This is a genomic window from Bradyrhizobium sp. S3.3.6 (assembly GCF_040546905.1).
Lineage (GTDB): Bacteria > Pseudomonadota > Alphaproteobacteria > Rhizobiales > Xanthobacteraceae > Bradyrhizobium > Bradyrhizobium cytisi.
In genome coordinates, this window is record NZ_JBEPOT010000019.1 from 1 (window position 1) to 18,987 (window position 18,987).

The following is an 18,987-nucleotide window of genomic DNA, read 5'->3' on the forward strand; positions in this document are numbered from 1 at the left end:
GCTATTGGTCGCATCGTCGACACCTACACGCCCGCAGAATCCACAAACTACTTCGTGGCCGCAGGGTACTTGCAACCTGATCGGCTAACGCTCTAGCGTGTCCAAACGTACCGGACGTCCGGCTCCTTCTCCTCGTTCCGCGTTCCGTCGGTCTCCTCGGCCAGCCTGAACCCGCGCGCTTCATAGAAGCGCCGGCCCGGTGTGTTGCGCTGGAAGGTCCAGAGCTCGAGCCGCTCGCTGGCGGCTTTGGCGATGTCGAGCAGTGCCGTGCCGAAGCCACGGCCCTGCACGCCGGGACGAACGTAGAGCTGCTCGATCCAGCCGTCACGAAACGCGATGATTCCGCCCAGCTCATCGCCGTCGAAGCGTCCCCAGACGCGGCAGGTCGGAAAGACACGCTCGCGGTAGAACCAGCGGTCCTCGTCCGGCGTGTGCAGCCCGGTGAGCCACGGCATCGCCTGGTCGAACGCGATCCGGTGGACCTGCGCAGCCGCGCCCATGTCGGCGAGCGCGAGCGGCCGGAGCATCAGTATTCGATCCCGAGCGCGTTGTAGATCCGCCGGTGCACGGCCGGCAGCGTCTCGGTGAGATCTTCTGCGATCAGCCCGGGCCCCGCTTCGCTCGCGGCCTCGCCGTGCATCCAGACGCCGATGCTGGCGGCCTCGAACGCCGGCACGCCCTGCGCCAGCAGCCCTGCGATGATGCCGGCGAGCACGTCGCCGGCGCCGGCGGTGGCGAGCCATGGCGGGGCGTTGGCGGCGATGGTGGCGCGGCCGTCAGGCGCGGCGATCGTGGTGTCAGGGCCCTTCAAGAGCACGACGGCGCCGGAGCGTTCGGCAGCGGCGCGGACGCGCTCGAGCTTCGAGCGGCCCGGAGTCTTGTTGCTGAGGTCGGAGAACAGCCGCGGAAACTCGCCCTCGTGCGGCGTCAGGACCACCTGGGCCTCTGGCGAAGACTTGATCGTTTCAAACAGTCGCTCGGGATTGGCGGCAAAGCTCGTCAGCGCATCCGCGTCGAGCACGACATGGCGCTGTGCCGAGATGGCGGTATGAACGATATCGCAGGTTTGCTCACCGACGCCGGCGCCGGGACCGATCATGCAGGTGTTGTAGCGCTTGTCGCCGAGCAACTCACCGAACTCGACCACGGTGTCGACGGGGCGAACCATCACGGCGGTCAGCGCGGCTGCATTGATCGCCAGCGCATCGCGCGGGGTCGCGAGCGTCACGAGGCCGGCGCCCGCACGCAAGGCGGCCCGGGCGGCGAGCCGCGCAGCACCGGTCGCGGCCGCATCGCCGGAGATCGCCAGCACATGACCGCGTGCGTATTTATGGCCGTCGATGCGCGGCACCGGAAAGGCGGTGCCCCAGAAATCCGGATCGTTCTCAAAGGTCTGCGGCGCGATCTCGTCGAGCACCTGCGCGTCGATGCCGATGTCGGCGACGCGCACGCGGCCGCAATGCATGCGACCCGGCAGCAGCAAATGCGCGGCCTTCTTGCGAAAGAACGTGACGGTCTCGGCGGCGTTCACCGCCACGCCCAGCACGGCCGCGCTGGTGCCGTTGATGCCGCTTGGGAGATCGACCGCCAGCACCGGCGCGCCATTGGCATTGATCGCCTCGATCATCGCCCGCGCCTCGCCGTCGACGGGACGGCTCAAACCCGCACCGAACAGCGCGTCGATGATCAGCGCCGGTTTTCCAATCGCCTGCGGATTGAACGGCAGCACCGGGTGCTTCCAGCCGCGCGCGGCGGAGGCTGCGTCGCCCTGGAGCTGATCCCGCTCGCACATCAGGATGACCGAGACCTCGCGCCCTTGTGCGGCGAGCTCGGCGGCTGCGACAAAACCGTCACCGCCATTGTTGCCGGGGCCAGCCACGATCAGGATCGGCCCCGCCTCCACCAGTCCTCTGGCGGCGCCCGCGACCGCCTGGCCCGCGCTCAGCATCAGCTTGAAGCCGGGCGTGCCGGCCGTGATGCTGAGTTGATCAGCCCGCTGCATTTCGGCGGTGGTTAGAACTTCCATGCCACTTCCCTGGTCCAAACGCCTTTTCAACAGGCACGTTCCGTGCCGATCCAGACAACGGGACAACGATCTGCATAGATATTGAACCGTTTGCCTATTTCGTAGTCTGCGGTATTTTGAGCGGTCGGCTCCACCTATCAGAGATGCTCGTTAAAAGGCTGATAACGCTCCAATAATCAGGGCATTTGCAACTTGGCATAGACCCTGCTTTCGAGGAAGCCGCTTCGGTTCGTCGTGCTCACTGCAATATCTGGGTGTGGCCGGCCGTTGTTGCCGGGCTGGTCAGGTCCCGGCATAGCGAAGACAAGATCGTGCGTGAGATAAAGCGCATCCTGACGAAGACGTTGCTATTTGATCGACCAGGCCGGGAGGCGCGCAGTGAAGAAAATCGAAGCCATCATCAAGCCGTTCAAGCTCGACGAGGTGAAGGAAGCGCTTCAGGAAGTCGGCCTGCAAGGCATCACCGTGACCGAAGCCAAGGGCTTTGGCCGGCAGAAGGGCCATGCCGAGCTCTACCGGGGCGCAGAATACATCGTCGACTTCCTGCCCAAGGTGAAGATCGAGATCGTGATCGGCGACGACCTGGTCGAGCGCGCGATCGACGCGATCCGCCGCGCCGCGCAAACCGGGCGCATCGGCGACGGCAAGATTTTCGTCTCCAATATCGAGGAGGCGATCCGCATCCGAACGGGCGAATCCGGGCTGGACGCTATCTGAGCCGGGTGCTATCCCGAATCTTGCGACACTCTGAAAGAAAAAAGGCTGCTTCGGCGGCCTGATTTCGTTTGTGCGGTTGCGCCAACTCGCCGAAAGCGAGAACGAATCTGCTCACCTGGAAACCGACCCGCAGAGCCAAAAGGGGTATGCATGAAGACCGCCAAAGACGTCCTGAAATCGATCAAGGACAACGACGTCAAGTACGTCGACCTGCGCTTCACCGATCCGCGCGGCAAGTGGCAGCACGTGACGTTCGACGTCAGCATGATCGATGAGGACATTTTCGCCGAAGGAACGATGTTCGACGGCTCCTCGATCGCCGGCTGGAAGGCGATCAACGAGTCCGACATGTGCCTGATGCCCGATCCGGTGACTGCGACGATCGATCCGTTCTTCGCCGAGACCACCATGGTCATCACCTGCGACGTGCTCGAGCCGACCACCGGCGAGCCCTACAACCGCGACCCCCGCGGCATCGCCAAGAAGGCCGAAGCCATGGTGAAGTCGATGGGCGTGGGCGACACCGTCTTCGTCGGCCCCGAGGCCGAGTTCTTCGTGTTCGACGACGTGCGCTTCTCCTCCGGTCCCTACAACACCGGTTTCAGGCTTGACTCCTCGGAGCTGCCGACCAACACCGACACCGAATATGAGGGCGGCAATCTCGGCCACCGTATCCGCACCAAGAGCGGCTACTTCCCTGTCCCGCCGCAGGACTCCGTGCAGGACATGCGCTCCGAGATGCTCGGCGCCATGGCCAAGATGGGCGTCAAGGTCGAGAAGCATCACCACGAGGTCGCATCAGCCCAGCACGAGCTCGGCATGAAGTTCGACACGCTGACGCTGATGGCCGACCATCTGCAGATCTACAAATACTGCATCCATCAGGTCGCCCACATCTACGGCAAGACCGCCACCTTCATGCCGAAGCCGGTCTTTGGCGACAATGGCTCGGGCATGCACGTGCACCAGTCGATCTGGAAGGACGGCAAGCCGGTGTTCGCCGGCAACAAATACGCCGACCTGTCGGAGACCTGCCTCCACTATATCGGCGGCATCATCAAGCACGCCAAGGCGATCAACGCCTTCACCAACCCGTCGACCAACTCCTACAAACGTCTGGTCCCGGGCTATGAAGCGCCGGTGCTGCTCGCCTACTCCGCGCGCAACCGCTCGGCCTCCTGCCGCATCCCCTACACCGCTTCGCCGAAGGCCAAGCGTGTCGAGGTGCGCTTCCCCGATCCGCTCGCCAATCCCTATCTCGGCTTCGCGGCGATGCTGATGGCCGGCCTCGACGGCATCAAGAACAAGATCGATCCGGGTCCGGCAATGGACAAGGATCTCTACGACCTGCCGAAGGAAGAGCTGAAGCAGATCCCGACGGTGTGCGGCTCGCTCCGCGAGGCGCTGGAAAGCCTCGACAAGGACCGCGCCTTCCTCAAGGCCGGCGGCGTGTTCGACGACGACTTCATCGACAGCTACATCGAGCTGAAAATGACGGAAGTCGAGCGCTTCGAAATGACACCGCACCCGGTCGAGTTCGACATGTACTATTCGGGCTGATCTGGCCCGACTGTATGCGATCAAGCAAAAGGCGCTCCGCGAGGGGCGCCTTTTCGTTTGCGAACGTAGAAACTTGCCAGCTACGGGTTATCCCGTCGCGGAATTAGATGATCGAGCAGGCCTGCCGGCAGCGGGAAGACGATGGTTGACGACCGCTCGCCGGCGATGTCGTGCAGAGCCGCGAAATAGCGCAGCTGCATTGCCTGCGGCTCCTGCGCGAGGATCCGGCCAGCCTCCACAAGCTTCTCCGCGGCCTGCTGCTCGCCCATCGCGTTGATCACCTTGGCGCGCCGCAACCGTTCAGCCTCGGCCTGCTTGGCGATCGCGCGCACCATGTTTTCGTTGAGATCGACATCCTTGATCTCTATGCCGGTGACCTTGATGCCCCAGATGTCGGTCTGCTTGTCGAGTATCTCCTGGATATCGGCGTTCAACCGGTCGCGCTCGGCGAGCATCTCGTCGAGCTCATGCTTGCCAAGCACCGAACGCAGCGTGGTCTGGGCGAGCTGACTGGTCGCGGCCATGTAGTCGCCGACCTTGATGATGGCGCGCTCGGGGTCGACAATGCGGAAGTAGAGAACGGCATTGACCTTGACCGGGACGTTGTCGCGCGAAATCACGTCCTGGGGCGGCACGACCTGCACCATCACCCTGAGATCGAGCTTGACGAGTTGCTGCACGACCGGAATGAGGATGATCAGCCCCGGCCCCCTCACGCCGGTGAAGCGGCCGAGCGTGAAGATAACGCCGCGCTCGTATTCCCTGAGGATGCGAATGGCCTGGGTGAGAAACATCACAACGATTAGCGCAAGCACTGCATAAATCGAATATTCAATCATCAGATTGGTCTCCCTTGCCGCTAGCAGGGTTCGGACGCCGGACCACCAACGTCAAGCCGGCGATATTGGCGACCTCGACCCTCTCGCCGGGCTTGAAGCTGTCGGCGCCGCGCGCTTGCCAGCGTTCGCCATGCGTAAAGACGTGTCCCTCGTTCTCGTTCCAGTCGAGGACCTCGGCGGCCAGGCCTCGCATGGCTTGCGCGCCAACCCTTGGCGGGCCGCGGCGGGCGCGCCGAAGCGCGCCAAGCACGACCAGAACGAGACCGGTGAGCATCGCCGCGACAACGGCGATGACCGACCATGACAGCCGGTAGCCCGGCGCTTCGACCCTGAGCAGCATGATGGCGCCCAGCACAAAGGCGACGACGCCCCCAAGGCCGATCACGACGGTCGGATTGAACGCTTCGATGGCGAGGAGCGCGATTCCGACCATCATCAAGCCGAGTCCGGCATAATTGATCGGCAGCAGGTTGAGGGCGTAAAGGCCGAGCAGCAGGCAGATGGTCCCGACCACCCCCGGAGCGACTGCACCGGGCGACATGAACTCGAAGATCAAGCCGTAGATGCCGACCATCAGGAGAATGAGCGAGACGTTGGGATCGGTGATGACCGCCAGGAATCGGGATATCCACCCGGGGTCGACGGCTTCGATGACCGCGTTCTGCGTTGCCAGGCGTTGCGTCGCGCCGCCCGCGACCTCGACGACGCGACCATCGATTTGCCTGAGCAGGTCAGCCGGATCGCGCGCGACGAGGTCGATGGCGTGCGCCTGCAACGCGCCGTCGGCGGACAGGGTGGCGGCTTCACGGACCGCCTTCTCGGCCCAATCGGCATTGCGGCCGCGCAGTTCGGCGAGGCTGCGGATAAAGGCAACGGCATCGTTCGTCACCTTCGCCGTCATCGGGTCCTTCGGCTCATCCTTCTTGTCCTTGCTGTCCTTGTCGGGTGCACCGCTCGGCAGACCGGGAAGCGGTCCGCCAATCTGCACCGGCGTCGCGGCACCGATGTTGGTGCCTGGCGCCATCGCCGCGATGTGGGTCGCATAGAGGATATAGGTCCCCGCACTCGCCGCATGGGCGCCGGAGGGAGCGACGTAGCCGACGACGGGAACGGACGAGCCGAGCACATCCGCGATGATCTCGCGCATGCTGGAGTTGAGACCGCCGGGCGTATTCATTGTCAGAAGCACGACCTCGGCGCGCCGTTCGCTCGCCTTGGCCAGTGCCTCCTTCACGTAGCTGGCCGACGCCGGCCCAATGGCTCCATCGATTGTGACGGTGAGTGCAAGACGGCGATTCTCCTCCGCCAGGCCGGGACGGAGACAGGACAGAAAAGCGACGATGCCGATCGTCGCAACGAGGGCCGCCTTCATGGTCTGCACGGCAAGGGCTCCCTTGCCGAAGATATGGCGTCCAGTTCCGGAACCTCAATGCCCGAATTAGGAATAAAGGGAATCATGAGCACCGTTGTGCGATGCGATTGATCTGGGCAACCAAAGGACTTTTGGTGCGAGCGCGTTACCAGCAGCGTTCACGACATCTGCTCAATATCCGACTTGAGTGCGACCATGAAGCGGGCAGCTTCACCACCGGTCACGACGCGATGATCGAAGGTAAGCGACAGCGGCAGCGTGCGCCTCACAGCAGGCTGCCCCCGATGCGGGACGACGCCTGGCGAAATCCGTCCGGCACCGATGATGGCCGTCTGGGGCGGCACGACGATCAGATTTGCGAACCGGCCGCCGATCATCCCGAAGTTCGATAGGGTGATCGTCGCGCCACGCAGCTCCTCAGGCGGTATCGAGCGCGCGATGGCATCGGCCTGCAGCCGGTCGAGCCCCGTCCGCAAATCCGATACGCTGCGCTCCGCGACATTGCGCAACACAGGAACAATCAGGCCGCCCTCGGTATCCACGGCAATGCCGAGATCGACACGCGTCATGAGACGCCGTTCTCCTGCGCTGGGATTGTACCAGGCATTAAGGGCGGGCTCCGCCGTGCAGGCGGCAGCAATGGCCCGCACCAGACGGATTGTCACGTCCTCGCCCGTCGGCCAATCGTCGATGTCGGCTTCATCGGTCACCGTGGCGGGAACAACTTGCGCATGGGCTGTTGCCATGCGCTGTGCCATGGCACGCCGCGTGCCTCGGAGCGGCTCGGCGCTGCCGGCTTGGGACACAATCTTCGCGGCCCGCTCGACATCGGCCCGCGTGACGGTGCCGCCGGGACCCGTGGGCTCCACGCTCTCAAGATCGACGTCGAGCTTGCGCGCGAGTGCCCGCACAGCCGGAAACACCTGCGGTCCGGTCAGGGGCTCGGCAGGCGTTCCTGGAGCGGGCCGACGTTCGCCGCTGCCGAGGTCGCCAACGATGGTGCCGGTGTCCTGTTCGGCGCCCTCGGCAAATTCGACGAGCGGCGCGCCGACCTTGACGATATCGCCCTTGGCGCCAAACACGCGTGCGATGCGCCCGCTCGACGGAGATGGTATCTCAACCACCGCCTTGTCGGTCTCGACGGACACGAGGGGCTGATCGGTGACGACGTGATCGCCCTCGCCGACATACCAGCTCACGATCTCCGCCTCCTCGAGGCCTTCTCCAAGATCCGGCAATGTGAACTGGCGCATGGGCCCAAGTCCGTGAAAATCCGGTCCGTTGAAATCCGCTCCGTTGACATCTAGCTGAACTGGCAGACCTTGCGGGCAGCAGTCATGATGCGTTCGACCGACGGCATGTAGTATTGCTCCAGGCGCGCCATCGGAACGACGGTGTCGTAGCCGGTCACGCGGGTCACAGGCGCAAGCAGCGAGGAGAGGCGGCGCTCAGCAATTGTAGCGGCGATCTCGGCGCCAAATCCGCCGGTCCGTGCGGCCTCATGCACGATCACGCAACGGCCGGTCTTGGCGACCGAACCGAGCACGGTGTCTTCGTCGTAGGGCTTGAGCGTGGCGAGATCGATGACCTCCGCGGCGATGCCTTCGACGGAAAGTGCCTCCGCCGCAGCCATGGTTTCCTTCAGCATGGCCCCCCAGCTGATCAGCGTGAGATCGCGGCCTTCCCTCAAGACAAAGGCGGCATCCAACGGCAAGGCTTCGCCATTGTCCTCCACCTCGCCTTTGGCCGCACGGTACAGGCGCGTCGGCTCGAGAAACACGACGGGATCGGGATCGCGGATAGCGGCGAGCAACAATCCATAGGCACGTTCCGGCGAGGAAGGCATGACGACGCGCAAGCCGGGAATATGGGCGAGCATTGCCTCGGTGCTTTCGGAATGATGCTCGGGCGCGCGGATGCCGGCACCGTGCGGCGTGCGCAGAACCATGGGACAGGTGAGCCGTCCCTGGGTCCGGTTGCGCAATCGGGATGCATGGTTCACGAGCTGATCCAGGCAGGGATAGATGAACCCCATGAACTGGATCTCGCCGACCGGTTTCAGTCCCTGCGCGGCCATGCCGACGCAGAGCCCAGAGATCAAGAGCTCGGCAAGCGGCGTATCGAGGACCCGCTCCGTCCCAAACCGTTTCTGCAAACCTGCGGTGGCGCGGAAGACGCCGCCGTTGACGCCAACATCCTCACCAAGCACGACCACGTCAGGATCATCCTCCATGGCGCGAGCGAGCGCCAAGTTGATGGCTTCGACCAACGTTGCCTCAGGCATCGTGCTCTCCCGCAAGTTCGCGGCGTTGCGCGGCATAGGCTGCCGGCAGATCGGCATAAAGGTGATCGAACATGGTTTCGGGACGGCGCGGCGCTGTCGCCAGATAGCGTTCGGCCGCCGCCTCGACGCGCGCATGGCATTCGGCGGCGAGCTGCTCCTCATCCGCCTTGCTCCACATCTTCTGCGCAACGAGATAAGCCCTCAGCCGCGCAATCGGCTCTTCCTTCCAGTGCGCCTGGACCTCCTCGGCGGGGCGATAGCGCGCAGCGTCATCGGATGTGGTGTGGTCGCCGAGCCGGTACGTGACCGCCTCGATGAACCGGGGTCCATTGCCGTCGCGGGCGGCGGCAATGGCCTCCTCGCTGGCGGCCCGGATCGCCACCACGTCACCGCCGTCGACCTGCTCACCGATAAAGCCTGCGGCGATCGCCTTCTGTGCCAGCGTTTCGCACGTGGTCTGCTGTCGCAACGGTACCGATATGGCCCATTGATTGTTGGCGACGACAAAGACGAGTGGTAATCTGTGCACGCCGGCAAAATTCATCGCCTCATAGACGTCGCCTTTCGAGGTGGCACCATCGCCGAACAAGCACACCGCGACACGCGGTTGCTTGCGCAGCTTGAGGGCGTAGGCGACACCGGCGGCATGCGGCGCCTGGGACCCGACCGGAACACAGAATGGGAAATCGTGAACCGGCCCTGAAAACCGGTTGCCGCGTTCGTCGCCGCCCCAGAACAGGAGGATCTCCTCCAGCTTGACGCCGCGCCAGAGCAGAGCCCCGTTGTCGCGATACGACGGCAATAGCACGTCCTCCTTCCGCATCGCACTGGCGATCCCGACCGATACGGCCTCCTGGCCAAGCGAAATGGCGTAAGTCCCAAGCCTGCCCGTGCGCTGCAATGCAACAGCCTTCCGGTCAAACAGCCGCAGCAGCACCATCGACCGGTAAAGCTCAGTCAGCAGCTTGGAATCGGAGGCGAAAGAAGGAAGCGGTCGCTGGATCGAGCCATCTGGCGCGAGGTAATTGCGGTGGCGCACCTCGAAGCGCGCGATGACGGGGAGATCCTGGTTTACCCTTCGGCTGGCCACGCTCTCACTCCCGGAGCGATTGTGCCTTCTACAACTCATTCAGGTGGTGTTTGTGCCAGACGATGCAATACCGCCGAAGGACTACTCCGCAGGGCTCGCAGTCCTTGCTGCACCGCCGCTTGCGGCAATCGATTCACACCATCACAGGTCGCGTCATTGAGAAGGATCAACGAATCGACGCCAGTTTTCTGATGGGGTCTTGGAAGGGTTAGCCCGCGCCACCTCGTGGCACGGCATGAACCATGGGCGGTTGGTCAATCCAAACTATGCCGTCGCGCGCTGTCGCTCCGCCATCGCTTCGCCAAACGCCTCGAACAGCTTGCGGTTGATGGGATTGCGCTGCGGGTCGTATTCGGCGTGCCATTGCACACCGAGTGCGAAGGTCGCGGCTTCCGCGATCTGGATCGCCTCGATGGTGCCGTCCTCGGCGATGCCTTCGATCAGCACGCGCTTGCCGGGATCGAGGATGCCCTGCCCGTGCAGCGAATTGACCCGGATCTTCTCGCAGCCGAGCAGCGTTGCGAACGCTCCGCCCGGCGTGAGGTCGACGTCGTGACGGTCGGCGAACACGACGGTCGGATCGGGATGGATCTCGCCATTCTCGAGTCTGGGCATGCGATGGTTCATGCGGCCCGGGATTTCGCGGATCTCCGGGTGGAGCGAGCCGCCGAAGGCGACGTTCATCTCCTGCAAGCCGCGACAGATGCCGAACAGCGGTATGCCGCGCGCGACGCAGGCGACCGAGAGCGCGAGCGCGACCTCGTCGCGATGGATGTCGTAAGGCTCGTGCTTCTCACAGGGGTCGACGTTGAAGCGGGTCGGGTGCACGTTGGCGCGCGCCCCGGTGAGCACGATGCCGTCGACGGTATCGAGCAGAGCGGCGATATCGGTGATGTCGGGCGAGCCCGCGAACATCACCGGCAAGCCGCCGGAGACCTCGGCCACGGCGCGCAGATTGCGCTCGCCGACCATCTGGACCTGAAATCGATTTTCGACGCGATGGGCGTTCCCGATCACGCCGACGACCGGCTTTCTCATCTCCCGTTCCGACCTCCCCGCCGAAGAAGATTCTCCAAAGATGCCCCTCTGAGGGAACAAATTCAACAGAAGGGATCGCGGGACGGCAATGCTATTTCGCGCAAATGCCCATCAGGTGACGGCCATGGCACTCCTTCAATGGGCCGGCGTTGGCTCTCAGGAGGTCGCGGACGCGTCAAGCCGGCGCGGCCGCAGCCTTTTGCTCCCTGGCGGGATTTCACGAATGAGTGGCCCTGCCGCGCCTTCCGAAAGGAAACGATGTGACCAATCCTGTTGATGAACGGTCCCGGACCCGCACCGACCTGGCCTGGGCCATTTCGGCTGGGGGCATCGGCGTCGTGCTGTTTACCGTCCTGCTGGCCTTCACCTGGTACTTTGCCGCCACCCTGCTCCTGATCTTCGCCGGGATGCTGCTGGGCCTCGGGCTCAACGCGCTGACCAACGCGCTCGGGCGACGCGTGCACCTGCCGCATCCGCTTCGGCTCGCGATCGTCTGCGCTGCACTGGTCCTGATGCTCGCGGGTGTGGCCCATCTCGGCGGCGCCACCATCGCCGAGCAGGCTTCACTGCTCAGCAACACCATCAAATCGCAGATTGCACACGTCAAATCCTTCCTCGACAATCGCGGCATCGACACCAGCTTCTTCGATCTCGGCAGCGCCGCGCCCGCCTCTTCCACCAGCGACACCGCCTCGGCGCCTGCCCCGAGCTCGAATGCACACGGCCCATTGCCGGGCGCAGGCGCGCTTGCCTCCAGCGGCGGGGCGATCGTGAGCCGTACCTTCAAGCTGCTGTTCGGGGCGATCAGCGCCGTCGGCAACATCTTCATCGTGCTGTTCCTGGGGCTGGCCTTCGCGGCGCAGCCCAGCGTCTATCACGACGGCCTGCTGGTTCTCGCACCGGCGAAATATCGCATCCGCACGACCCTTATCATCGACCGCATCGGCGAGACGCTGGAGCGTTGGCTGATCGCGCAGATCATCGTCATGCTGGCGGTCGGCGTGGTGACCTGGATCGGGCTTGCCATCATCGGCATTCCGGGCTCGTTCATCCTGGGAATCCAGGCCGGCCTGCTCGCCTTCATCCCGACCGTCGGCGCCATCATCGCCGGCGTGGTGGTGGTGCTGGCGAGCCTCGCCTCGGGCTGGATTCCCGCGTTATCGGCGCTGATCCTGTTCCTCGGCGTCCACGCGATGGAGAGCTACGTGCTGACGCCGCTACTCCAGCGCCAGGCGCTGGACATTCCGCCGGCCACGCTGTTCGCGTTCCAGATCCTGCTCGGCGTCGTCTTCGGAATCTGGGGCCTGGCGCTGGCGCTGCCCCTCGTCGCCATTGCCAAGGTCATGATCGACCATTTCAAGACGTATGAGACGCCGCCCCTCGCAGAGGTGGCCTGACCTCGCTCAGGTCGTCAGCACGGTCTCGGTGTGCTCGACCTCCGGGGGCGAGGCAAAATACTGACCGACGAGTCCGCGCCATTCCGTGAAATTCTCGGAGCTGCGGAAGTCGACGGTATGGTTCTCCAGCGTCGCCCATTTCACCATCAGCCGATAGCGCTGCGGCTTCTCGATCGATTTGTGCAGCTCAAACCCATGAAAGCCCGTGGAGCGGCCGAAGGCGGCCTTGGCCTTGGCGACGGCGGCCTCAAAATCCTTCTCGCTGCCCGGCTTGACGTCGATTTGCGCGATCTCGGTGATCATCGGTTTCACCCTTTTGCTTGGTGACCGTATCTACCGCAGCCGGCACCAAAGAAAAAGGCGCCGAAACGGCGCCCTGCCCGGCCGAAAATGCGGCGCTCTCAGGCGAATAGCAGCACGGTGCCTGCAACGATGAGCGCGCAACCGAGAAACAGCGCGATCGGCCAATAGCTGCGGCTCGGCGTGTAACGCCCCTGGGCGCGGCGCTCGGCAATCAGGGCGGTCTCGTATTCGTCCGCTGTCGAGAACAGACAGGCAAAGCCGCCGCGCGTCGAGGCCGCGGCGGCTTCGAGCGACATCAGGGCGGCCTGCGGGTTCTGTCGACGGATCGATTCCATGACCGCAATGGTAGGAACCGAATGGTAAACAGAGGATTACCGCGAAGCCCTTTCGTCTCAGGCCGTCGCCGGCTGTGTCTTGGACTCTGGCTTCGCTGCACCGATCCGCGCGGCGCTCTGGCGGCGCCAGTTCTCCAGCGACAACGGCAGCTCCTCCGCGGCCTCGACACGATTACGGCCGCCGCGCTTGGCCTGGTAGAGCGCGGTGTCGGCCGAGGCCAGCAGCACCTCGAGCTCGGTGCCGGCGGGGCCGCCGGCCACACCGATGCTGACGGTGGTGTCGACCGGTCCTTCGTCGACCACGACGCCCGAGGTCTCGAACGCCTCGCGTACGCGCTCGGCGACGAGCACACCCTCCTCCAGCGCGCAGGGCAGCAGTGCGGCGAACTCCTCGCCGCCGATGCGGCCCGACAGGTCCGAGATGCGCAGATTATTGACGACCACGGTCGAGAACAGCTTCAGCATCTCGTCGCCGGCGGGATGGCCGAAGCGGTCGTTGATCGACTTGAAATGGTCGATGTCGAAGATCATCACGGTGACGGGCCGGCCGCCCTTGGCCTCGCGCTCGATCGTCCGCGCACAGGCTTCCGAGAAGCCACGGCGGTTGAGCATGCCAGTCAGCGGATCGGTCGACGCGGCAGTGCGGTGCGCGGTGACGGTGCGCTCTGACACCAGCATGAAGATCACGAACACGGTGCCGACGGCATAGAGCACGAGCTCGACCGCGAACACGGTGACCCAGACGCTGTGGGAGAAGCCGGCATCGTTCGGGCGCAGGAAGCTGCCGAGCAGGATCGGCAGCATCAGCACGCAGCCGTGCATCACCGGCACCACGAAGGCCGGCCAGCGCCGTTGCAGGCTCTTGCGCCGCTCGACCCAGAGCTCGCTCGCGGTCAGCGCCGCATAGACCGAGACGATGCCGGCGCCGATGATCATGCGCAGCATCGACGCGGTGGGATCGAGCAGTGTTACGGTCGCGACCCAGGCGAGTGCACCAAGCACGAGACCGGGCCAGTTCGGCTTGCGGCCGTGGAAGACGCGCGCCGCATTCCACACCATGCCGCAGGCGACGAAACCGACCGCGTTCAATGCGAGATAGAGGTGCGAGCCGAGCTTGTCGCCGGTCGCCGTCCACAGCGCGACGGAAGCTGCGCCGAGCAGATAAGCGGTGCCCCACCATTTCAGCGCGGGGCTGTTCTCCTGTCTGCCGAAAAACACCATCATGGCGCCGAGCAATGCGGCGACCATCGTGGCAACCAAATAGAGCGTCATGCTATCGAGCGACATCATGTCGGCCCCCTCTTGAACATAGCAGTTACGCGATCGGCACATCCGATTTGCGCGCCCTTCCAGATGCGACGCTATGTCCCGCGAGTTCCATTCAGGTTTTCACGCGGCCCCAAGTTTTCGGGAAACTCGTCTTCAATTTGCGTACAAACGAATGACAAAAAGGGCGCTGAAATCAGCGCCCTTTTGCTTCTCATTGAAGCCGCTTTCGCGGCGAATGCGACCGAAGCGATTAACGCTTCGAGAACTGGAAGGACCGGCGGGCCTTGGCCTTGCCGTACTTCTTGCGCTCGACCACGCGCGAGTCGCGGGTGAGGAAGCCGCCCTTCTTGAGCACGGTGCGCAGCTCGGGCTCGAAATAGGTGAGCGCCTTGGAGATGCCGTGACGAACAGCACCAGCCTGACCGGACAGGCCGCCGCCGGCGACGGTGCAGATCACATCATACTGGCCGGAACGGGCGGCCACGGAGAACGGCTGCTCGATCATCATGCGCAGCACGGGACGGGCGAAATAGACCTCGACCTCGCGCGAGTTGACGGTGACCTTGCCGGCGCCCGGCTTGATCCAGACGCGGGCGACTGCGTCCTTGCGCTTGCCGGTGGCGTAGGCGCGGTTGAATTTGTCGACTTTCTTCTCGTGCTTGGGCGCATCGGGCGCCGCCGCGGTCTTGAGCTGCGAGAGCTGGTCGAGCGACTGAATGGATTCGGCCATGATTATGCGGCCCTCGTGTTCTTGCGGTTCAACTTGGCGATGTCGATCTTCTCGGGCGTCTGGGCCTCGTGCGGATGATCAGCACCGCCATAGACGCGGAGGTTGCCCATCTGGACGCGACCGAGCGGACCACGCGGGATCATGCGCTCGACGGCCTTCTCGAGCACGCGCTCGGGATGCTTGCCTTCAAGGATCTGGCGCGCGGTGCGCTCCTTGATGTGGCCGACATAGCCGGTGTGCTTGTAGTAGGTCTTCTGCTCGCGCTTGCGGCCGGTGAGGACTGCATGCTGGGCGTTGATGATGATGACGTTGTCGCCGCAGTCAACGTGCGGGGTGTAGGTCGGGAGATGCTTGCCGCGCAGACGCATGGCAACGATGGTGGCGAGACGGCCGACGACCAGACCCTTGGCGTCGATCAGCACCCACTTCTTCGTCACCTCGGCCGGCTTTGCCGAAAAGGTTTTCATGTCAGAGTTTCCGTGGACGGGGAATAGCGGCGCGAACACCGCACCGGACTGCGCGGGTTTCTAGAGAAGAGACGCGCAACGGTCAATGCCTGGACACGTAAATTATACCAATAAAATCAGTGTCTTAGAAATAAGGTGCTATAATACCTCCAAAAAGATCAAACATTTGGAATGGAATAGGTCGATGTGACATGGGCGATCGGATCGGGCGAGGTCCCCGACAACAAGTTCACCTCCCCGACCGCCAGGCGCTTGCCGAGCTTCAGCAGCCGGGCCTCCGCCAGCACATCCTGCCCCGGCTGGCCCTTGCGCAGGAAATTGATGTTGAGATTGGTGGTCACCGCCAGCCCGATCGGCCCGATGGCCGACAGCAGCACCACGTACATGGCGAAATCCGCCAGAGCCATCAGCGTGGGGCCGGACACCGTTCCGCCCGGCCGCAGCATCCGTTCGCTGTAACGCTGGCGCAAAAGGCAGGTCTGGCCGTCCGCGCTCTCGATCATGATGTCGTCGCCGCTGAAGGCTTGGGGAAATTCGTCGCGGAGAAACTGCTCGAGCTCCGCCACGCTCATTTTCGCTAACGCCATGCCCCCTCACCCTCGCTTCACGTTGCTTGTTACATTAAGTTATCTGCGTCATCCAACTGCAATAACCCAAGCGGAATCTTCAATGTCCGTCCAGCCCGCCCGACCCCCCTCCCCGGAACCGCCGATCTTGCTGCGGGAGATCGTCGGCAGTGTCGCCGTGCTGACACTGAACCGCCCCGCCGCGCGCAACAGCCTGTCGGAGGCGATGATCGGCCAGCTGCATGCAAGCTTCAACGCGATTGCCGAGGACAAGCGCATTCGCGCCGCCGTCATCGCCGCCAACGGCCCGGCCTTTTCCGCTGGCCACGACATGAAGGAGCTGACCGCACGCCGCACCGATCCCGATCGCGGCCGCGCCTATTTCGCCGAGCTCATGAACGCCTGCAGCGCGATGATGCAGGCGATCGTGCACCTGCCGAAGCCGGTGGTCGCAGCAGTCCAGGGCATCGCGACCGCCGCCGGCTGCCAGCTGGTGGCGAGCTGCGATCTTGCGATCGCGTCGGAGGCGGCGAGCTTCGCCACACCCGGCGTCGACATCGGCCTGTTCTGCTCGACGCCGATGGTGGCACTATCGCGCAACGTGCCGCGCAAGCAGGCGATGGAGATGCTGCTCACCGGCGAGCCGGTCCCGGCCCAGCGCGCCCGTGAGATCGGCCTCGTCAATCGCGTGGTCGCCGCCGGCACCGAGCGCGACGCCGCGATCGCGCTGGCGCAACAAGTCGCGCTGAAGTCGGCCTACACCGTCAAGCTCGGCAAGGAGGCGTTCTACCGCCAGGCCGAGATGGGCCTTGCGGACGCCTATCGCTATGCGGCAGAGGTGATGACCGAGAACATGATGGCGCGCGACGCCGAGGAAGGCATCGGCGCCTTCATCGAGAAGCGCGCGCCAACATGGCGGGATGAGTGACAACAAGAAAAGACGCCAGATGAACCACGACGCCTATCCCGACAATTACATCCGCGCCATCCTCAACAGCGTCAAGTCGATCGCGATGGTCGGCGCCTCGCCGGTCAATGTGCGGCCGAGTTATTTTGCGTTCAAATATCTGGCGCAGCGTGGCTACGACATGATCCCGGTCAATCCCGGTCATGTCGGCAAGGACTTGCTCGGAAAGCCCTTCGTCGCCTCGCTGCGCGACATCGGAGGTCCCGTCGACATGATCGATATTTTTCGCAGTTCCAGCCACATCGTGCCCGTCGTCGACGAGGCCCTCACGCTCGATCCGCTGCCGAAGGTGATCTGGATGCAGCTCGGTGCGCGTGACGATGCGGCGGCGGAAAAGGCCGAAGCCGCAGGCATCAAGGTCGTGATGAACCGCTGCCCAAAAATCGAATATGGCAGGCTGTCGTCGGAAATTTCCTGGATGGGCGTCAACTCGCGCACGCTCAGCTCCAAGCGCCCGCCTGCGCCGACGCAGGGCATGCGGCTGTCCCTCAATCGGATGAGTGTCGGCGGCGGCGAGACCGCGGCCTCGGATCGCGCCGCCAAAAACAAGACCGAACAAAACTGACGCAATAAATTTCCATTGCGCGAACGTGACAATGCGTAGCGCCGAGCTGTGAAGCGGCGGCTTGACGGCAGCCGTGACGCCGATCAGCATGCCGCGCGATTTCAGACCATAAGAACAGGACGCCCCCCAAATGAGCGATCGCCTTCCGGGATTTTCGACCCTCGCCGTGCATGCCGGTGCACAGCCCGATCCCACCACCGGTGCGCGCGCGACTCCGATTTATCAGACGACATCGTTCGTGTTCAACGACGCCGACCACGCGGCCTCGCTGTTCGGCCTGCAGGCGTTCGGCAACATCTATACCCGCATCGGCAATCCCACCAATGCTGTGCTGGAGGAGCGCGTGGCCGCGCTCGAGGGCGGCACCGCCGCGCTTGCGGTGGCCTCGGGCCATGCCGCGCAGGTCGTGGTGCTGCAGCAATTGCTCCAGCCCGGCGACGAATTCATCGCCGCGCGAAAACTCTATGGCGGCTCGATCAACCAGTTCTCGCATGCGTTCAAGAGTTTTGGCTGGAACGTTGTGTGGGCCGATCCCGATGACGTCGCAAGCTTCGAGCGCGCGGTGACGCCGCGCACGAAAGCGATCTTCATCGAGTCTATCGCCAATCCCGCCGGCAGCATCACCGATATCGAGGCGATCTCGACGGTGGCGCGCAAGGCGGGCGTGCCCTTGATCGTCGACAACACGCTGGCCTCGCCCTATCTGATCCGCCCGATCGACCACGGCGCCGACATCGTCGTGCACTCGCTGACGAAGTTTCTCGGCGGCCACGGCAATTCGCTCGGCGGCATCATCGTCGATGCCGGCACCTTCGATTGGTCCACCGGCGGAAAATATCCGATGCTGTCGGAGCCGCGGCCGGAATATCACGGCATCCGTCTCCAAGAGACGTTTGGCAATTTCGCCTTTGCCATCGCCTGCCGCGTGCTCGGCCTGCGCGACCTCGGGCCCGCCCTGTCACCGTTCAATGCCTTCATGATCCTCACCGGCATCGAGACGCTGCCGCTGCGCATGCAGAAGCACTGCGACAACGCCAAGGCGGTCGCCGAATTCCTCGCCGGCCACTCCGCGGTGTCCGCGGTGAACTATGCCGGCTTGGCAACCGACAAGTACAACCAGCTCGCGCGCAAATATGCCCCGAAGGGTGCGGGCGCCGTGTTCACCTTCAGCCTGAAGGGTGGCTATGACGCCGGCGTCAATCTGGTGTCGAAACTGCAGCTGTTCTCGCATCTGGCCAATGTCGGCGACACCCGTTCGCTCGTGATCCACCCGGCCTCAACCACGCACAGCCAGCTCGACGACGCCGCCAAGATCAAGTCCGGCGCCGGCCCCGACGTGGTCCGGCTCTCGATCGGCATCGAGGACAAGGAAGACCTGATCGCAGACCTGGAGCAGGCGCTGAGCGCGTAGAGCTTCAACGCTATCCATCCGCACCGGGATTTGGCGCTTCGCCATGCCGAA

Annotated in this window: 20 protein-coding genes; 6 read left to right on the plus strand and 14 right to left on the minus strand. The window is 64.0% G+C overall.

The window, feature by feature from the left end; all coding sequences use genetic code 11:
* Positions 1-92 precede the first annotated feature (92 nt).
* Together ABID59_RS35230 and ABID59_RS35235 are read right to left on the minus strand one after the other, a co-directional pair.
* Complete coding sequence (locus ABID59_RS35230) at positions 93-527, minus strand: GNAT family N-acetyltransferase (RefSeq protein ID WP_148753601.1); 435 nt, start codon at positions 525-527, stop codon at positions 93-95.
* Entirely contained in the window at positions 527-2,026 is a 1,500-nt protein-coding gene (locus ABID59_RS35235; RefSeq protein WP_354086413.1) for an NAD(P)H-hydrate dehydratase, read from the minus strand. The genes ABID59_RS35230 and ABID59_RS35235 overlap by 1 nt, the downstream gene beginning before the upstream one ends.
* 378 nt (positions 2,027-2,404) lie before the next feature.
* Between ABID59_RS35235 and ABID59_RS35240 the strand changes: the two genes are divergently transcribed.
* Positions 2,405-2,743, plus strand: a complete 339-nt coding sequence (locus tag ABID59_RS35240) for a P-II family nitrogen regulator (protein ID WP_007603495.1) — start codon at positions 2,405-2,407, stop codon at positions 2,741-2,743.
* A gap of 150 nt (positions 2,744-2,893) precedes the next feature.
* A complete protein-coding gene (gene glnA, locus ABID59_RS35245; RefSeq protein WP_354086414.1) occupies positions 2,894-4,303 on the plus strand; it encodes a type I glutamate--ammonia ligase in 1,410 nt (469 codons plus the stop codon).
* Between the two features lie 80 nt (positions 4,304-4,383).
* On the opposite strand, the gene ABID59_RS35250 is transcribed toward glnA, so the two are convergent.
* The 6 genes from ABID59_RS35250 to ABID59_RS35275 all read right to left on the minus strand — a co-directional run bounded on the left by ABID59_RS35250 (position 4,384) and on the right by ABID59_RS35275 (position 10,926).
* Complete coding sequence (locus ABID59_RS35250; protein WP_354086450.1) at positions 4,384-5,145, minus strand: slipin family protein; 762 nt, start codon at positions 5,143-5,145, stop codon at positions 4,384-4,386.
* A complete protein-coding gene (locus tag ABID59_RS35255) occupies positions 5,135-6,523 on the minus strand; it encodes an NfeD family protein (protein ID WP_354032725.1) in 1,389 nt (462 codons plus the stop codon). The genes ABID59_RS35250 and ABID59_RS35255 overlap by 11 nt, the downstream gene beginning before the upstream one ends.
* A 149-nt stretch (positions 6,524-6,672) precedes the next feature.
* Positions 6,673-7,767, minus strand: coding sequence for a dihydrolipoamide acetyltransferase family protein (locus tag ABID59_RS35260; protein ID WP_354086415.1), 1,095 nt, complete (start codon positions 7,765-7,767; stop codon positions 6,673-6,675).
* Positions 7,768-7,817: 50 nt separating this feature from the next.
* Entirely contained in the window at positions 7,818-8,798 is a 981-nt protein-coding gene (locus tag ABID59_RS35265) for an alpha-ketoacid dehydrogenase subunit beta (RefSeq protein ID WP_354086416.1), read from the minus strand.
* Positions 8,791-9,888: a pyruvate dehydrogenase (acetyl-transferring) E1 component subunit alpha gene (gene pdhA / locus ABID59_RS35270; protein WP_502916851.1), complete on the minus strand. Its 1,098-nt coding sequence runs from the start codon at positions 9,886-9,888 to the stop codon at positions 8,791-8,793. Before pdhA ends, ABID59_RS35265 begins: the two co-directional genes overlap by 8 nt.
* A gap of 264 nt (positions 9,889-10,152) precedes the next feature.
* On the minus strand, positions 10,153-10,926 hold the full coding sequence (locus ABID59_RS35275; RefSeq protein WP_354086418.1) for a gamma-glutamyl-gamma-aminobutyrate hydrolase family protein: 774 nt from the start codon (positions 10,924-10,926) through the stop codon (positions 10,153-10,155).
* 260 nt (positions 10,927-11,186) lie between these two features.
* Here ABID59_RS35275 and ABID59_RS35280 point away from each other — a divergent pair, with 260 nt between their 5' ends.
* On the plus strand, positions 11,187-12,323 hold the full coding sequence (locus ABID59_RS35280) for an AI-2E family transporter (protein ID WP_148753593.1): 1,137 nt from the start codon (positions 11,187-11,189) through the stop codon (positions 12,321-12,323).
* 6 nt (positions 12,324-12,329) lie between these two features.
* On the opposite strand, the gene ABID59_RS35285 is transcribed toward ABID59_RS35280, so the two are convergent.
* From ABID59_RS35285 to ABID59_RS35310, 6 genes are all read right to left on the minus strand, one after another.
* Positions 12,330-12,626 (minus strand): antibiotic biosynthesis monooxygenase family protein, encoded by a 297-nt coding sequence (locus ABID59_RS35285; protein ID WP_148753592.1) that lies wholly within the window; start codon positions 12,624-12,626, stop codon positions 12,330-12,332.
* Positions 12,627-12,724: 98 nt separating this feature from the next.
* On the minus strand, positions 12,725-12,961 hold the full coding sequence (locus tag ABID59_RS35290; protein WP_148753591.1) for a hypothetical protein: 237 nt from the start codon (positions 12,959-12,961) through the stop codon (positions 12,725-12,727).
* A gap of 57 nt (positions 12,962-13,018) precedes the next feature.
* Positions 13,019-14,251 (minus strand): GGDEF domain-containing protein, encoded by a 1,233-nt coding sequence (locus ABID59_RS35295; protein WP_148753590.1) that lies wholly within the window; start codon positions 14,249-14,251, stop codon positions 13,019-13,021.
* A gap of 229 nt (positions 14,252-14,480) precedes the next feature.
* Positions 14,481-14,960 (minus strand): 30S ribosomal protein S9, encoded by a 480-nt coding sequence (rpsI, locus tag ABID59_RS35300; RefSeq protein ID WP_007611021.1) that lies wholly within the window; start codon positions 14,958-14,960, stop codon positions 14,481-14,483.
* A 2-nt stretch (positions 14,961-14,962) separates the two neighbouring features.
* A complete protein-coding gene (gene rplM, locus ABID59_RS35305; RefSeq protein ID WP_091965253.1) occupies positions 14,963-15,427 on the minus strand; it encodes a 50S ribosomal protein L13 in 465 nt (154 codons plus the stop codon).
* Positions 15,428-15,585: 158 nt separating this feature from the next.
* Positions 15,586-16,014: a PaaI family thioesterase gene (locus tag ABID59_RS35310; protein WP_148753589.1), complete on the minus strand. Its 429-nt coding sequence runs from the start codon at positions 16,012-16,014 to the stop codon at positions 15,586-15,588.
* An 82-nt stretch (positions 16,015-16,096) separates the two neighbouring features.
* Between ABID59_RS35310 and ABID59_RS35315 the strand changes: the two genes are divergently transcribed.
* The 3 genes from ABID59_RS35315 to ABID59_RS35325 all read left to right on the plus strand — a co-directional run bounded on the left by ABID59_RS35315 (position 16,097) and on the right by ABID59_RS35325 (position 18,936).
* Positions 16,097-16,921, plus strand: a complete 825-nt coding sequence (locus tag ABID59_RS35315) for an enoyl-CoA hydratase (protein WP_354086419.1) — start codon at positions 16,097-16,099, stop codon at positions 16,919-16,921.
* Between the two features lie 19 nt (positions 16,922-16,940).
* The gene (locus tag ABID59_RS35320; RefSeq protein WP_354032721.1) at positions 16,941-17,525 is read left to right on the plus strand and encodes a CoA-binding protein; all 585 of its coding nucleotides are present in this window, start codon (positions 16,941-16,943) and stop codon (positions 17,523-17,525) included.
* Positions 17,526-17,655: 130 nt separating this feature from the next.
* The gene (locus ABID59_RS35325) at positions 17,656-18,936 is read left to right on the plus strand and encodes an O-acetylhomoserine aminocarboxypropyltransferase (RefSeq protein WP_148753586.1); all 1,281 of its coding nucleotides are present in this window, start codon (positions 17,656-17,658) and stop codon (positions 18,934-18,936) included.
* The last annotated feature ends 51 nt before the right edge of the window (positions 18,937-18,987 follow it).

Excerpts from the sequence above, each read along its gene's own strand:
- ABID59_RS35230 (WP_148753601.1), bottom strand. The coding sequence starts at position 527 with ATGCTCCGGCCGCTCGCGCTCGCCGACATGGGCGCGGCTGCGCAGGTC.
- ABID59_RS35235 (WP_354086413.1), bottom strand. The coding sequence starts at position 2,026 with ATGGAAGTTCTAACCACCGCCGAAATGCAGCGGGCTGATCAACTCAGC.
- glnA (WP_354086414.1), top strand. The coding sequence starts at position 2,894 with ATGAAGACCGCCAAAGACGTCCTGAAATCGATCAAGGACAACGACGTC.
- ABID59_RS35260 (WP_354086415.1), bottom strand. The coding sequence starts at position 7,767 with ATGCGCCAGTTCACATTGCCGGATCTTGGAGAAGGCCTCGAGGAGGCG.
- ABID59_RS35265 (WP_354086416.1), bottom strand. The coding sequence starts at position 8,798 with ATGCCTGAGGCAACGTTGGTCGAAGCCATCAACTTGGCGCTCGCTCGC.
- ABID59_RS35275 (WP_354086418.1), bottom strand. The coding sequence starts at position 10,926 with ATGAGAAAGCCGGTCGTCGGCGTGATCGGGAACGCCCATCGCGTCGAA.
- ABID59_RS35285 (WP_148753592.1), bottom strand. The coding sequence starts at position 12,626 with ATGATCACCGAGATCGCGCAAATCGACGTCAAGCCGGGCAGCGAGAAG.
- ABID59_RS35290 (WP_148753591.1), bottom strand. The coding sequence starts at position 12,961 with ATGGAATCGATCCGTCGACAGAACCCGCAGGCCGCCCTGATGTCGCTC.
- ABID59_RS35295 (WP_148753590.1), bottom strand. The coding sequence starts at position 14,251 with ATGATGTCGCTCGATAGCATGACGCTCTATTTGGTTGCCACGATGGTC.
- rpsI (WP_007611021.1), bottom strand. The coding sequence starts at position 14,960 with ATGGCCGAATCCATTCAGTCGCTCGACCAGCTCTCGCAGCTCAAGACC.
- rplM (WP_091965253.1), bottom strand. The coding sequence starts at position 15,427 with ATGAAAACCTTTTCGGCAAAGCCGGCCGAGGTGACGAAGAAGTGGGTG.
- ABID59_RS35310 (WP_148753589.1), bottom strand. The coding sequence starts at position 16,014 with ATGGCGTTAGCGAAAATGAGCGTGGCGGAGCTCGAGCAGTTTCTCCGC.
- ABID59_RS35315 (WP_354086419.1), top strand. The coding sequence starts at position 16,097 with ATGTCCGTCCAGCCCGCCCGACCCCCCTCCCCGGAACCGCCGATCTTG.
- ABID59_RS35320 (WP_354032721.1), top strand. The coding sequence starts at position 16,941 with ATGAACCACGACGCCTATCCCGACAATTACATCCGCGCCATCCTCAAC.
- ABID59_RS35325 (WP_148753586.1), top strand. The coding sequence starts at position 17,656 with ATGAGCGATCGCCTTCCGGGATTTTCGACCCTCGCCGTGCATGCCGGT.